Genomic DNA, 15,297 nt, shown 5'->3' with positions numbered 1-15,297 from the left:
AATACAATATATAAGACCATAAAAACCTTAGTTAAGAAGTTCTATATCTCGTACATTATCTATTGCTTAAAGTATATTAATATCTTCCTTTTTATAATTCTATTTATTTTGTTTTATTAGTTTGAATAGCTATTCTTATTATTTTAATTTCTCTTATAGATAGACCAACCAACTCACTAATCAGTTCGTCACTCATACCTTGACTTATGGCTCTCTTAGCAACAACCTCTATTGATTTTTTTAATTCACCTTGCTCGAATCCTTGTCTATAACCATCTTCCCTTAACATAGTACTTAATTCAGTCATATACTTTCCCTTGCGATACTAATTAGTTTCAATAGTTTTTCTTATTATTTTAATTTGTTCAATTGTTAATTCTGTGAGTTTGCTAATAAGTTCATCACTTATTCCTTCCTTAATAGCTCTTTTTGCAATTTCTATTGAATTTTCTTGCTTTCCTTCCAATTTTCCCTCTTTTATCAAACTTCTACCTAATTCAGTCATTTTTATCTCCTCCCTTACTTTTTCTAAATCTTTACCTTCTAAAAATTTACTTGCAAAAGCATATAGGATTGACTCTACATCATATCTGTAATCTTTATCTATATCTTTAACCACTCTAATTGCATTTATTATCTTATCACTTTTACTAAGCTTCCCACCCATTATTGGTGTAAATGTTAAAGATATAATATCCTGCTTGCTTAGTTCTTCTTTATCATTTATTTTATTTATTATATCATTAAAGATTGCATCTCCATCCTTATTAGCCATTGATATTGCATTGACTTTATAAGAATTTATTCCACTATTGTATTCACTTATAGGATCTTTTATATCTCCTGAATAAACAACGTATGTCACAACATCTTTACCAGTTTGAAAATTAAGGAGAGATTCATAGGTTCTAAACCTTCTTAAATCTTCAATTCCCTTGTTAGTAGTTTGAAATTCAAAATGAATATAAGTATCATCTTCCATTAGGAAAGTGTAATCCATTAGCATATTCTTTATCTCAAGGACAACAATTTCAGTAGATCCAGTATCTTTTACTTTTTTATCTATACCAAAAAATTTCAAACCTTCTTCTGCAAATATATCCATTGCTCTTTTCATTATCATATCTTCATAATTTATTTGTTTCACCAATGCACCCCCTCATGTAAAAATATTTTTATAATAATCTATTCCTCTAATAAAACCTTACTTATATAATTTAAATTTATTAATTTAATTTTAACATATATAAGCAAATTTCTAAATATCATAACACCACTATGCTATATTTTTATTCAATCTCCTATCAATATTATAATCGACATATGACTTATACAAAAGTCTATCCTTTATTATATAAACGCAAAGCACTCATATCTCTAACATTAAACAATTCTTTGTATATTTTATTTCTTTATATAATTTATACTGCCTAATTAATAATACTTATTTAGCTATATCTATTATATAGATTTAATTATTGCCACTTTAATAAATTGTTATCATTGTTTATTCCAATAATTTCCATCTCTATATATTGGCATGTTAAAAATCAAATGAGGAGCACAATACACTATATTAGCTCCTCATTCTAAATCTTTGATAAGAACATGAATATGATTATACATTCTATATTTTATTTCATAATTTATTTTTTATCTAGGAGAGGAGGATTTCCTCCTTTCTAGAAATTCAAAATAAATTAATCATGATTATTTATATATAAAACATATAATTGTTAATGTTAATATGCTAAAAATCATATTTGTTCATATTCCTTTCATCTCTATTCTATTTTAAAATAGAATAGAATTTTCAAGTTATTATGTAGGACGCCTTCAATAATCAACGATTTACGCCATAAGACTTTCCCGATTATTCCCGACTTTTTCCCGACTGAGTTCTAAATCAATATGATATGTTATAATTATCCATATCGCTACAACCTAGTATTTAAGATATTCTACAGATATTTATAATTAAATATAATGATATGTAATTGGTAATTTCCAGACTCAGGAGTTCGATTCTCCTATGGGTCACCAAGTCAGAAAACATCAAGGTTTTAAGTATTTAAAATCTTGATGTTTTTATTATTTTACACCATTTTTACACCATAGTTTTTTATTGATAAATTCACATTTTTAATTTGTGTTTTAAGTCCTGTTGCTCAATTTTATTCTAGCTAAAACTAAAAGGGAGTGTCGCAAAATGATTAAATTTTAATCAGGAGCGATGCTCCTTTTCGGTTTAAGCCAGCAAATCTCCAAATATTTGAAATACAATATTAATTATTTAAAGAATTCTGATTTTTAAGCACACTAAAATAAGCCTAGTTAATTTATTCCATAATTAGGCAGTAGGTTTCAATTCATGAAGATGATTCTGAGTTTTTTCATTTTGTATTTTTGAATGTAATTTGTTAATATTATAACCAAAACAAAGCAAAATAAATTCAGTTTGAACGCTATTTTTTCCACGTGTTAAAAATCTATTGAATTCATAATCACTTTTTAGAACTCCAAATGCTCCTTCGACCTGAATAGATCTATTCATTCTTAATTTAGTTCCAAATTCAGTTGTAATATTTTTATAGGATATTTCACGCTTTTCCACAAAAGTTTTTGAAACCTGCATTTTTCTATTTCCTTTTGCTTTTGTGCATTTTACTTTGTAATCGCAATTATCACAGTTTTCGCATTCATACACAGTTACTTCTGATTTGTATCCACTTGCGGATTTTCTATAAATAATAGAGGTAGGTATTAATTTTCTATTGTTATGACAAATATAAAAATCCGATTCAGCATCATATTTCATATTTTCGCGCTTACTTATATCATTTTTAAAACTTCTTTTTTTCCACTTCTCATAAGTTTGTGGTTTTATATAAGGAGTTTGCTTATTTGATTCTAAGAATAAATAGTTTTCTTCGCTTTCATAACCTGAGTCTGCAATTATATTAAGATATTTACGACCGATTTTTTCTTTCATATTATTAAGCATAGGTATTAATGTTGCTATATCATTTCTATCATCAAATATTCCGACGCCGGTTACGTATTCACTTTCAACTGCGATTTGCACATTATATGCAGGTTTTAATTGACTATTTCTCATATGATCATCTTTCATATGCATGAAAGTTGCGTCTGGATCAGTTTTAGAATAACTATTTCTTTTTGAAAATATTTTTTTACTCAAATTATATTTTTCTTCTCTCTCTTTATATTCAGATAGTTGCTCTGTCCACTTTTGAATTTTGGTTTTTCTTTTACCAATTCCATGAACAAACTCTATGTTTCTTTTCTTTTTTTCATATTCAAGCCATTGAAGAATTTTATCAATATCATCTATTAATGTTTCTTTCTGAACAGTAAATTTTTTTAATTCTCCAAGGTTAATATTTTCTAAAAGAACAAGAATTTTATCAAACATTTTTTCTTCATTTTTTAAAATAGTTTTTTTCCAAACAAATGTATAACGATTAGCATTCGCTTCGATTTTAGTACCATCAATAAATGCATTTTCAAATAGTATTTCATTTTGATTTGCTAAATAATTAACTTGTTGATAAAATAAATCTTCAATTACCTCATTTGAAATATAGTCTTTACGAAATCTACTGATTGTAGCATGATCCGGTGCCTTATAACATTGAAGTAACCACTTAAAATTTATATCTCTTTTGCATGCTTTTTCGATTTTCCTGCTTGAATAAATATTTTGAGAATAAGCATATGATATTATTTTGAACATAATTTTAGGTTCCACTGCCGGTTTTCTTCCAACGGAAGAGTACGCCTTATACAACTTCGTGTAATCTAATCCCTCCAATACATGGCTTAGCAAGCGGACTGAATCATCTGATGGTATTAAATTTTCTAGATTTAATGGTAATATAAGTTGAAAATTATCATTAATCTCAGTATAATCTTTATTGTGTAATTTGGTTTTTAGCATAAGTAAATTATACAATGAATGTGAGTTCTTCGGAATTCACATTTTTTATATCTAAAAAAATGAGCCGCTACAAAACTAACTATGTTAGTTTTGCAACAGCCCCTTAATTCTAATTATATGAATAATGGGAAGTTAAAATATTAGAATTAATTAGTAAAATGATTTTATATTACTTTAATCTCTTAATTTTTTTAAAAGACATCTTCCTTATTGCTTTAACAAACTACCTAAACTTCTTTTTCTGTTATTCGTTTATTAGTTTAAGGCTTGTACTTACAAATTTTTGCACGCCTTAAGCGTGCTTACTACTTATAGTAATATTTTGCAGATAAAAAATTATTGTTATCATCCTAGAGTAATGTAAATTTCGTGAAAATTAATAAGCTATCTATGTTAACACGCAGCAAACATTTTAAGCAAGAACAGGTGGTATATTGTTTGCTAGCTCATCTAATTCTTTTTCTTGCAAATCATATTGTTTCAATAATGGTCCAAAATCTATATTTTTATTCATTATACCATTACTAATCTCTAAAAATGCATTTACCTTATTATAGTCCATGCCTATTCTTTCACACATTGCCTTGAAATTATAACACTCATTGTTGTTAATAGCATTTAATCTATTTATAGTCCATAATAATCTAGCACTACCTATTGGATTTATCATATGCACTACTCCTTCCTATTCACACGAAAATATTTAATCAAATATATATTAATAATAGAGTGTGTAAATTTATAGAATTTATTCTTAAATTTATTATCTATTGAATAACTATACTAATAATAAATTTTATAATATAGGATGATTAACTTCATTATTGATAAGGGCTTCTATACTTTCATCACAACCATTTATTATGTAACCATACTCCTCAAATTCTTTTATTCTTTCTTTGATTGTATTATAATGAATCGCTATGCATGTTAATTTTTGTGCTCTACTTAATGCCACGTATGCATTCGATAACGCTTCTTTATCTGATTGTTCTACACTAGTCTTCTTATTAAGCATATAATCTAAGATTCTAGAAATATCACTTCTATCTCCCCAACTTGTTTTATAGTTACTTTCTAAGTAAAGTGTAGCTAAATGCTTTTCTCCTTTAGCTCCAAATACTGTACTAATATCACTTTCACCTGCGTTTGCTTTATTCTCCTTAGTTACTGCTGCTTCTTCCTTACTAGTATTATCGTCATAGGTAAGAAAATTATTTAATTTAGATTCGTCAAATTCAATTTCAGTAATCTTGTTTAAAAACTCTGTACTTTCTTTAGCTATTTGCAGAAAAACCTTACTAGAATTTATGTTTATATTTTTATACCATTCTATCATTTTAGCTTTGTATTTTATAAATAACTCATAATAGTTCATTTCAATAAACTTAATAAATTCATCTTTGCTTATCTTGTTTCTATCCTTAATTAAAACTAATATTAATATAGATATTAAATTATTATAAAATTCATATAAATTTTTTGATTGTTTTAATTTTATGCATTTTTTTATGTTTAGAGGATAACTTCTGTTTGACTTATCATATGTTGGTACATAAGTCTTTATTGATAAATACGGATCATTTACTTGTATTCCAATTTTTCCTATTACTTTTATCTTTTCTCCATAATTGCATTCAATGCCATATTTATTTAAAATTTTATAAAATGTCTCTATTACTAAATTAACATTGCTATCATCAAAAATTATTATGTTTGGATTGATAGTTTTTATTTTTTTATTTCCTTCCATCTCGCCACTTTTTAATATTCTTAATGGTGATAAAAATTTTATTAATTCATCTCCATATCTTTTACTTGAATTAATTAGCATTGTATTAGAATTCGGTTCCCAACCGCATTGATCTTTTCCCTCTCCTTCACCAATGCTTTGATTAAAATCTCCAAATCTCTGTAATACAATACTATTTTGATTAAATATACTTTTAAAAATTTCTTGTTGATCTTTTTTAGTATCTTGCATTTCATCAATAAATACATATTTAAATCTTTTAGAGAAATATATTTTAAGATTCTCATGTCTACTTAGGTACTCTTGTGCTAATGTAATAGTATCTTCGTATCTTAGATAACCTTTCATGAGTAATTTATCAACCATTATATCTTTAAGTTCATTATAATATCCTTTGCTTTCAAGCGTCGCTCCAGTATCATTAGCTATAAATAATTCTCCATTAACATATTTTATATGTTTGTTTGAAATAAATCTAATAAAATTATTACTAAAATCTCCATTAGGATATAATCCCTTGCCAATGCAAAATTGAATTGCTCTTTTTATTAATGGAAAGTTTCCCGTTGATAACCTTTTTATAATATCAAAATAAATATCATCATCTATACTTCCAACATTGGCACAAGTCAATTTTTTTAAAAATGGTATAGCTAAATATTTATCTATAAACTGTTGTATAGTTCCAAAAAAATTGGGATATTTAAATAGTATATCGCTTTTATCACCTAATCTTGTTTTAATTTCATTAATTGCTACATTAGTATGTGTCAAAACACATACTCCTTGTCCATTATTTAATGGTAATTTTCTAGCTAGTATTATTAACTTTGCCAATAATACAGTTGTTTTTCCACTTCCCGGACACGCATTTACATCGAATGATTCTTGAAAATTTATTATTATGGGTAATCGTTCTTCTTTATCAAACTTATCCTCATTCTTGAGTAACAATTTTTCTGCATATTCAATATCTTCTTCTGTAACATTAATATCCATACTTAGGTTATTCTTCAACATTAACTTTTCCTCCATCGACTTCATCAGTTACATATTGAATAGCTTTAATTATATACCCTAGATATTCATCATCTTTCATTTTATCAATCATCTTGTTATTTTCTTTAACTTTATTGACTAATATTTTAGCCAAATATTGAGCACAAACAGCTTTAGAACATATTCCATTTAGTAATGGTTTATATATTAGATATGCAATTTCATAATCTGATTTCCCCTTATATTCTTCTAATATTTTTTTTGTTGCATCTTCTATGTACTTTTCTTCATTTATCTCACTTATTATATCCTCATTATTTCGTATTTCAGTTCCAATTAAAACTGCTGCAAATAGATACTCTCTAATACAACTTAAAGCAATATCATATTCCATTGTCCATGTATTGGTAAATACCTTAATTTCATTATAAGTATACTTCCGATTTTTTTCTTCTTTTTTGGCTACCTTATATTCTTCATAATCATCTTCAATAATATCTACATTTTCTTGCAAAATTTTTTTACTTATTTGTAATATGTCTAACTCATTTCTTAAATATCTTTTAATATCATCTAAATTTGTATATTTAGCGTTATCTTTCTTTAATTCATATACTGTGTATTTATGCTCTTTATCTTTTTCATCGTCTAAATATTTATAAAATTCTGGTGGTCTTACATCCAAATCTGTAATTATAGATATAGGTACTCCTAATGTAGTATCTTTCCCTTTTGAAATAAATATATTTCTATATCTTAGAAATGCGACATTTCCTACATTAACAATAGATACGCCATATTTATATAGTGGTAAATTTATAATATCTGCAATTACAGGTATCAAAATATTTTCTGCATCACCCTCAACAAAAATAATACCTTTGGCAAAAAACAAGTTTGCCTTAGTAGAATCTAAAAACCTTTCTAGGAATTCATAATCACCTTTTGATAAATTTGTATATTTAGAATTCAAAGAAAATGCTTTTCCATCTCTGCATAGAATTAGGCTTCCTAATTCTACAATAGATGCCAAAGTAATGCTATGTGTTGTCAATATTGTTTGTGTTTTTGTATTCTTTTCTAAATGTTTTATTACCCTTAATTGAGCCTGCGGATGTATATGTGCTTCTATCTCTTCAATTAATGCTAACGAAAATTCATTATTATCATTTTTAACTTCTAATAAAAGTAATTCCATTGCTATATACAATTGATTTAATGTTCCTAAACCCACTTTATTTTCATCTATACTTAACATAAGACGTGATAATATCTTGTTTAATTCCATATTAGATATATTTATTTTCGCATTATATTTTTCTTTTTCTATACCCATAAAATTTTCTAAGGTATTATCAATAAATTTAATTATATGTCCTGGATCATTAATATTTTCTCCATCATTATCCGTAATAAAATATTCTTCTATTTCCTTGTTTGTATGCCTCATAAGTTCTTCTAATTCATGTGGTGAATTAATATCATTTTTCTTAAATAACGGATGATTTTTTAATACCTGAGCAAATCTTGATTTATACCCCGGACTCAATTCATTTTCGGCATCTCTTAAGGGCTTTAAATAAGTAACTCTTAAATTATCTGAAGCCTCAAATGTAACATCCACACCATCTTTTCCTGCTGTTTTTTTAATAATGATTTTATTTTCTTTCAATCTAGCTATAACTCTAACAGTCAAATATGGATATCCAAAATCATCAAATTCAATCCATTCCAAGAATTTTCCACATTCTATGTCACTTAATTGCTCGAATTTACACTCAATTTTTAAATTTTCTTGTCTTTTACTACTTCCTTTATAAAAATCATTTTCTTCAATTCTTACATTATCATAACTTTGAGTTCCTAATGCAATTTTTATTGCATCAATTATAGTTGATTTTCCACTATCATTTTCCCCTACAATCAAATTTAATCCGCTATTAAAATTTACTATAAGATTTGCTTGCTCATTTCTTCCCTCGTCACATCCATATTTTCTAAAATTCCATAACTTTAATTGTGATAAAAACACAAACTCACTCCATTCCCCAGCTTATTACTTATTAATACTTATATACAACAAATTTAAATTTTAAACTTCCTACTATAGACATTATGTGAACCTCAAATCCATAATTTATTTTTTACTAAAAAAATAATAAGGATAGATTACCTAATTTAGAAAAAGATAATCTATCCTTATTATACTACAAAAATTTATAATTTTACCTATATTTATCCAGCGATTTTCTATTAATCTCTATATAAATTAACAAATCACATATGATAGCAAATAATTCATTTCATTAAGCCTTAGCTTTCTAAGTAAGAGAATGATATATCGTTGTTACATCCTAATCAATAAAAGACAATCCTTTTTCTACTAGTAGCCTTCCTATTTCAAAAATAGCAGCAAACTCAACATTAGTAACTTTGGCTATAACTTTATTGTCTTCAGTCCTAATAAAATTTTCTCCATCACAGTATACATATTTATATACCTCACTGATATCATAATAATATTCTGGCTCCAATTCCCAACCTTGTACTATCCCCATAGTAATAGAGTGATTTCCGCCATTAACCCAAGCTATTCCCATTGGAAGCCATACTTCAACAAAGTGATTATTAAAATCTTGTTTCCATTTCTTTTTCTTTCGACCTTCACCTATATCTATAAGTGCTCTAATTAGCCTATCCTTGTGCCATAGCCATGGTAATATTAAATCAGTACTTAGATTTATTTTCTTTTTGCATTTTACCTCCTTTTTTAAATCATTTATCTTAAGATATTTGCCCTGGTTATTAGATATACAAACCCTTTCCTCAAACCCTACACTACTCCAGCTTAAATTAGGAACACTATTATCCTCATCTCCATCTATATATAATAAGTATTTCATACAATCAGTTTGCAGTCCTCTGCCCAAAATCCTTATTACATCAAATATCGGATGTTGTTTTGCATATTTACTGACGTTAGACTCTAATATTTCTTTTGCAAAATTAATGATATTATCAAAGTTATGTTTTACAGATAATTGTTGAAAAAATCTGTATTTTGATTCAACACTTATAAGGGCTAATCTTAATAAGCGTAAACTAGAAAAAGTTGAGGTTAATGTAATTCCTAGCAAATTAATCCCTCCTAAAATAAAAATAAATAGACTCCTACTATATTTTACTATAGTAGGAGTCATCAATCTCAAACAAGATATTTAAAGACGAACTTCATCACCTATGAACTTTTATATTCTTAATACATTATAATTTCATTTAGTTGTACCTTAAATTCTAATATATTTCAACTTATATCAATCTAATTTCGTAACATTTTTTCCTTCTCTTTATTTTATTCAACGCTTTATATTTCAGTAATTACTGGCAAGACCATAGGTTTTCTTTTCATTTTTGTATATACATAAGTATTTACTTCTCTTCTTATGGCACTCTTAATTTCTGACCACCCAGTTACATCATTATCCAGGCATCTTTCTACACTCTTAGAAACTATTCTTCTAATCTCTCTCATTAGCTCTTCTGAATCTCTAACATATACAAAGCCTCTTGTAATTATATCTGGACCAGATATTACGGTTTTACTTTCTTTATTTATAACAATAACTACTGTTATAATACCATCCTTTGCTAAATTCTTTCTATCTCGAAGTACAATATTTCCTATATCACCTACACCTAAGCCATCTATAAGAACCCTACCTGCTGGTACCTTGTTAGTTATTTCTGCTTTATTTCTAGATAATTCTAATACATCTCCTATTTCTAATATAAACATATTTGATTTATCCATACCCATATTTTCTGCAATCTTAGAATGACTTAATAAATGCCTATATTCACCATGTACAGGTACAAAGAATTTAGGTTTTAAAAGTGCATGAATTAATCTAAGCTCTTGCTCACAAGCATGGCCTGAAACATGTATATCCTCTATTGCTTCGTATATTACCTTAGCACCTTTTTCTGTTAAATCATCCACAACACACGATACAGCCTTTTTATTACCTGGTATTGGTGTTGATGATATGATAACCGTATCTCCCTTTTCTAGTTGAATACTCCTATGATTGCCTGCTGCTATTCTTGTAAGTGCTGCCATTGGCTCACCTTGGCTTCCAGTCGTGATTATTGTAACTTTATTATCTGGATATTTTTTAACGTCATTTAAATCTATTATCATTTCTTCTGGTATAAATAAATATCCTAGCGACATAGCAACTTCAGATATTTTTTCCATGCTTCTTCCACTAAATGCAATCTTCCTACCATTTTTTATAGAAGCATTAGCAATCTGCTGCACTCTATGAATACTTGATGCGAAAGTAGCTACTATTACTCTTCCATCTGCCTTAATAAATAGATTATTTAAAGTTTCACCTACAGTCTTTTCCGACATTGTATAACCTGAACGAGTAGCATTAGTACTATCAGCCATTAAAAGCAGTACTCCTTTTTTTCCGAGCTGTGCATATCTTTGCAAATCTATAATTTCTCCATCAATTGGAGTAAAGTCAATTTTAAAATCACCAGTATGAACAATTATTCCTATAGGTGTATGCAAAGCAATTGACACACTATCTGCTATACTATGATTTGTTCTAATAAATTCAATATTGAAATTGCCTGTTTCTATTATATCACCTGGTTTAACCATATTTAATGTGCAATCACTAAGAATATTATGCTCTTCTAATTTACTTTCAATTAATCCCAAAGTTAACTTTGTAGCATAAATAGGAACATTAATTTGCTTCAAAACATAAGGTAATCCACCTATATGATCTTCATGTCCATGAGTTATAAAAAATCCCTTTATCTTATCCTTATTTCTTAGTAAATACGTTATATCAGGAAGTACAAGGTCGATTCCAAGAAGTTCTTCATCCGGAAACGACATTCCACAATCTATAATTACTATCTCATCTTCATATTCAAAGACAGTTAAATTTTTTCCTATTTCCCCTAACCCTCCTAGAGGTATAATCTTTACTTTGCTTTTTATTTTGCTTTTATTTATCATTTTATCTCCTAACTTGTAACTAAGTGCATAAATATATTCTAAGATTCAATTGAAGTTCTTCTAATAGAAATACAACTTCACTTACTTGTATCTTAGAAGAATCTGTCCACTTAAGTGGCACAATATTCCTTCAAGATGAAGCTTGTATACGCAAAGATTCAATGAACTTTTGAGTACAAAAATAGAACTTAATTATCATTAAATTTTTTGATATTAATTTTTTGTGTTATAAATTTTTCATAATTCCGAAGAGCAATATATACTGTTAAAAGCTTTAACTTTTATAAAAGTTATTTTGTCTAAGCATTTAATTAATAATAATTAATTTTGCAAAGATTAAAAATATCTTACAGTATCTGCGCCTTAATATTTTTATGTAATATTTTGATTATCATAAAAAAACTTGAATAAATACAAATTTAATAACTTATATTCATTCATCTTTTTTTATTATTAAATTATAACGAACTTTACACTTCTTACTAAATATTATCATTAATATTCCTATATAGTCAATTTATATTTATGCTATCATTCAATTCTAATCTGAATCTAAGATGAATAAGGTTTACTTATTCATCTTTAATATTAAAGATTTTATCTCTATTTCAAAATGATTTATACACTTTTTCTATATATTTCACCGCATTTTCTAATCTTTTTTCAGACTCAATAATATTTTTGATTTCTTTAGCATTTCTTATATATTCTTTATTTTCCATGTCCTTAAATACCTTTATTAAATCAACTGATTCTAGATTTTTCTCTTTTAAAGTACCTACTGAATACCCTTTTGAAAACAATCTATGTGCCCTGAATGGCTGATCCGCTGTAAATGGAATTATTAACTGAGGTACCCCGCTTAAAACTCTATCCTTCCAACTCTTCACTTCTTTAAATAGAAACGGACTAATTGGATATACTACTGGAATATCTTTTCTGTTTACTTGAAATGAAAGCTCTCCAGCCTTTCTCTTTTTTAAATGAAGTGATTCACTTCTAAAATCTTTAATTTCTTTTATTTCTTATTCAAAACTAAAATTGTTAACAACCTCTGTAGTTTTCTCTACATAACTATCAGCAAGCTGATCTATTCCATCACAAATATATTTCAAGCTACATCCTTGGCATTTATCCAATATACCATCATCTAATAAAGAACATCCAAGTTCATCATTAAAAGTAGAATTTCTAATAGCAAGAGCAATCTGCTTTTTTATCAAAAATCTCTCCTTCTTCTGAATTAAGTTTAATTTCATCTTTAATCATTTTTACAACACACTCCAATAATTTATTTACAGCTTTAAAATTTATCAGCTGCTATTATGGATATATGTTTTATACTGTAACATAACATTAAAATCATGATTAAATTTGTATGTCTAATCTCCTAGCCCGCATTTTACAAGCAAATTCTTAAATTCTAAAGAATATATATTCTTAAAATCTTACATTCTAAAATTCCTTAATTCTTAAATTCTTTAATTCTAAAAAATTTATATTCTCAAATTCTTTAGAACTTTAGAATCTCCAATAAACAGCCATATATCCTTTAAGAGAATACATAAAAATACTGATTAAAAAACACCAAGGGAGGTTATATAATTTATGGCTAGAAGAAAAACATCAAACGTTCCTAAAAATGATTTTGAATATGATGAAGGTGAAGTATATGGATTTACAAGTGAAACTCCTATAGCTGGTGACTGCATATCTTCCTTCTCTTTTGATGATTCTGATAATAATATTATTCAAACTAGCTCTGATTGTAAATCTAATAATAATTCTATTCAAGAAGGTCCTAAAAACAATACTCAAGCTAATACTGCTTCAACTATTAACAGCAATTTTGAAAATAATATAACTAACTCCATAGAAATAAAAAATACTTTAAGTTCTACAGAAAATATATTTGACAATAGAAGAACTCCTCTTCCTAATGGTGCTGCTCCTGCCATTGATGGTGAAACTCCAACTATTAAGAGAAGCTACACCCTTAGAAATTCTACTATAAGAAAAATAAATGAATTAAAGCATCTACACCCTGATATAAATGTATGTGTCAGCAGCATAGTTGATATTGCCATAGACCATTATCATAACTACATTGTAAATGAAGGTGGCACTCAATAATCTAATTTATTTTATCTATTTTAATTTCAGATAATTATTTATTTCCTAAATATGAACTAATATATTTTATTTCATATATCCATTATAGGAGGTGATGGATTTATGGAAGTAAATGATTTAATAAATTTGATAGTGAATAATGGTTTTCCAGTAGCTGTTTCAGCCTATTTGCTGATCCGCTTAGAAAAACAAATAGTTAGCTTATCAAGTTCCATTAACAAATTAAATACCATAATATCAACAAAACTTGGAGTTGTTATAGATAATGATGATTCTAATAAAGTGGCGTGAGAAAAAGGCTATAAACATTTTGTTTTAAGTGTTTATCGCCTTTAAATTTGTTTGTATTAGGACACCGAAACTAAGTAGTTTAATTTGAATTTAAATTATAAAATGATACAAAGTTTACAAGAACACAAAGAGCTCAACTATAAATTGGAATTTATCTTTTAGTTAATTATAGCATATTTTGCAAATATAATAGTATTGAATTTTCAAGAACAATATTTTCATTAATTGCTACATTATTTGATTAAGACGTTGTTATTTATGGCTGTAATAATAAAAGTGGAAACCTTCATTATATGTGAAAATATGATATTCCCATACGTGAATGTGGCAAATATTTAACATTAATATTTTCTCCTACTCTAAAATCATATGATGGCTGATTAAAAAAAGTAATAGTTATATTTTCATTTTTAATATTATCATGCATAGTAAGTTCTGTTTCCATTGTTATTCTATACTTTAAATTTGTACGTTTCAATTCGGCTGATACAACTGGGCCATTAATCTCTCTATAAGATCTCGTTATCATTGTATATATATCCATGTCTAAAGGTAATGCTAAATTTATAAAAATCAAGCCAAATCCTATGGCGAATCCAATAAAAGCTATAATTCCTAGGGCCTTTTGATCTATGTCAGTATTAAATAGTATTAATATACTTAAAATTAATGAAGCTATAAAGAAAGTTAGGATAGATGCATAATTAGTAATTATAAAATAAAGCCAATACTTTGTTACATTTCCAACAAAATAAGTAGCTACTGCACATGTACCAACTAAAAGAGTAATTATAATAAAACTATATGATATAATTTTTGATTTTCCTAATTTTCTTATATTTTTTTTCATACTTTTACTCCAAATCTAAATTATTGTCTCATAATTATAGCTTATTTTATTATATCAGGTAGAGTATATATTTCCTAATAAATGGATAGATTGTAATTTTTGAAGAAGAGCTCGGAAGACTGCTTATGTAAACAATTGGTTTTAATGATGCTTATGAAAATTTCTATATAAATGAGTAGCATGCATATTACCCCTATGTATGTTACTATTTGTTATACTTGCATTGTTTTTAGGTTGTACATTATTAAATAGAAGAACGTATCAACTGT

General features: G+C 26.8%; 12 protein-coding genes, 1 pseudogene and 1 riboswitch. Of the genes and pseudogenes, 2 read left to right on the top strand and 11 right to left on the bottom strand.

The features are described 5' to 3' along the window. Nucleotides 1-103: 103 nt before the first annotated feature. From AXY43_RS26650 to AXY43_RS26605, 10 genes and pseudogenes are all read right to left on the bottom strand, one after another. Nucleotides 104-307: a hypothetical protein gene (locus tag AXY43_RS26650; protein ID WP_077869966.1), complete on the bottom strand. Its 204-nt coding sequence runs from the start codon at nucleotides 305-307 to the stop codon at nucleotides 104-106. Nucleotides 308-325: 18 nt separating this feature from the next. Beyond that, the gene (locus AXY43_RS26645; protein WP_065416405.1) at nucleotides 326-1,147 is read right to left on the bottom strand and encodes a hypothetical protein; all 822 of its coding nucleotides are present in this window, start codon (nucleotides 1,145-1,147) and stop codon (nucleotides 326-328) included. 1,203 nt (nucleotides 1,148-2,350) lie between these two features. Then, nucleotides 2,351-3,961, bottom strand: coding sequence for an IS1182 family transposase (locus tag AXY43_RS26640; protein ID WP_031276413.1), 1,611 nt, complete (start codon nucleotides 3,959-3,961; stop codon nucleotides 2,351-2,353). A gap of 412 nt (nucleotides 3,962-4,373) precedes the next feature. Then, nucleotides 4,374-4,631: a hypothetical protein gene (locus tag AXY43_RS26635; RefSeq protein WP_105412452.1), complete on the bottom strand. Its 258-nt coding sequence runs from the start codon at nucleotides 4,629-4,631 to the stop codon at nucleotides 4,374-4,376. Nucleotides 4,632-4,757: 126 nt separating this feature from the next. Further along, nucleotides 4,758-6,734 carry a UvrD-helicase domain-containing protein gene (locus AXY43_RS26630; RefSeq protein ID WP_181246141.1) on the bottom strand — a complete coding sequence of 659 codons (1,977 nt, stop codon included), beginning with the start codon at nucleotides 6,732-6,734 and terminating at the stop codon, nucleotides 4,758-4,760. Further along, nucleotides 6,721-8,745, bottom strand: coding sequence for an ATP-dependent nuclease (locus tag AXY43_RS26625; protein ID WP_105412450.1), 2,025 nt, complete (start codon nucleotides 8,743-8,745; stop codon nucleotides 6,721-6,723). Before AXY43_RS26625 ends, AXY43_RS26630 begins: the two co-directional genes overlap by 14 nt. A gap of 322 nt (nucleotides 8,746-9,067) precedes the next feature. Beyond that, a complete protein-coding gene (locus tag AXY43_RS26620; RefSeq protein WP_105412449.1) occupies nucleotides 9,068-9,850 on the bottom strand; it encodes a DUF6710 family protein in 783 nt (260 codons plus the stop codon). A 46-nt stretch (nucleotides 9,851-9,896) separates the two neighbouring features. Beyond that, a riboswitch (Fluoride riboswitch) is annotated at nucleotides 9,897-9,961 on the bottom strand. Nucleotides 9,962-10,077: 116 nt separating this feature from the next. Next, nucleotides 10,078-11,754 carry a ribonuclease J gene (locus AXY43_RS26615; protein ID WP_105412448.1) on the bottom strand — a complete coding sequence of 559 codons (1,677 nt, stop codon included), beginning with the start codon at nucleotides 11,752-11,754 and terminating at the stop codon, nucleotides 10,078-10,080. 608 nt (nucleotides 11,755-12,362) lie between these two features. Further along, a complete protein-coding gene (locus AXY43_RS26610; RefSeq protein WP_181246142.1) occupies nucleotides 12,363-12,644 on the bottom strand; it encodes a hypothetical protein in 282 nt (93 codons plus the stop codon). A 135-nt stretch (nucleotides 12,645-12,779) separates the two neighbouring features. After that, a pseudogene (locus AXY43_RS26605) lies at nucleotides 12,780-13,023 on the bottom strand (hypothetical protein). 339 nt (nucleotides 13,024-13,362) lie between these two features. Here AXY43_RS26605 and AXY43_RS26600 point away from each other — a divergent pair. Continuing rightward, on the top strand, nucleotides 13,363-13,887 hold the full coding sequence (locus AXY43_RS26600) for a hypothetical protein (RefSeq protein WP_105412447.1): 525 nt from the start codon (nucleotides 13,363-13,365) through the stop codon (nucleotides 13,885-13,887). A 102-nt stretch (nucleotides 13,888-13,989) separates the two neighbouring features. Then, the gene (locus tag AXY43_RS26595) at nucleotides 13,990-14,178 is read left to right on the top strand and encodes a YvrJ family protein (protein ID WP_017209353.1); all 189 of its coding nucleotides are present in this window, start codon (nucleotides 13,990-13,992) and stop codon (nucleotides 14,176-14,178) included. A 289-nt stretch (nucleotides 14,179-14,467) separates the two neighbouring features. Here the strand turns inward: AXY43_RS26595 and AXY43_RS26590 are convergent, their stop codons facing one another. Then, on the bottom strand, nucleotides 14,468-15,028 hold the full coding sequence (locus tag AXY43_RS26590) for a hypothetical protein (protein ID WP_105412446.1): 561 nt from the start codon (nucleotides 15,026-15,028) through the stop codon (nucleotides 14,468-14,470). Between the last annotated feature and the right edge of the window lie 269 nt (nucleotides 15,029-15,297).

It is taken from the genome of Clostridium sp. MF28 (assembly GCF_002969175.1).
Lineage (GTDB): Bacteria > Bacillota > Clostridia > Clostridiales > Clostridiaceae > Clostridium > Clostridium beijerinckii.
This window is presented reverse-complemented; position numbering and strand designations above follow the sequence as displayed.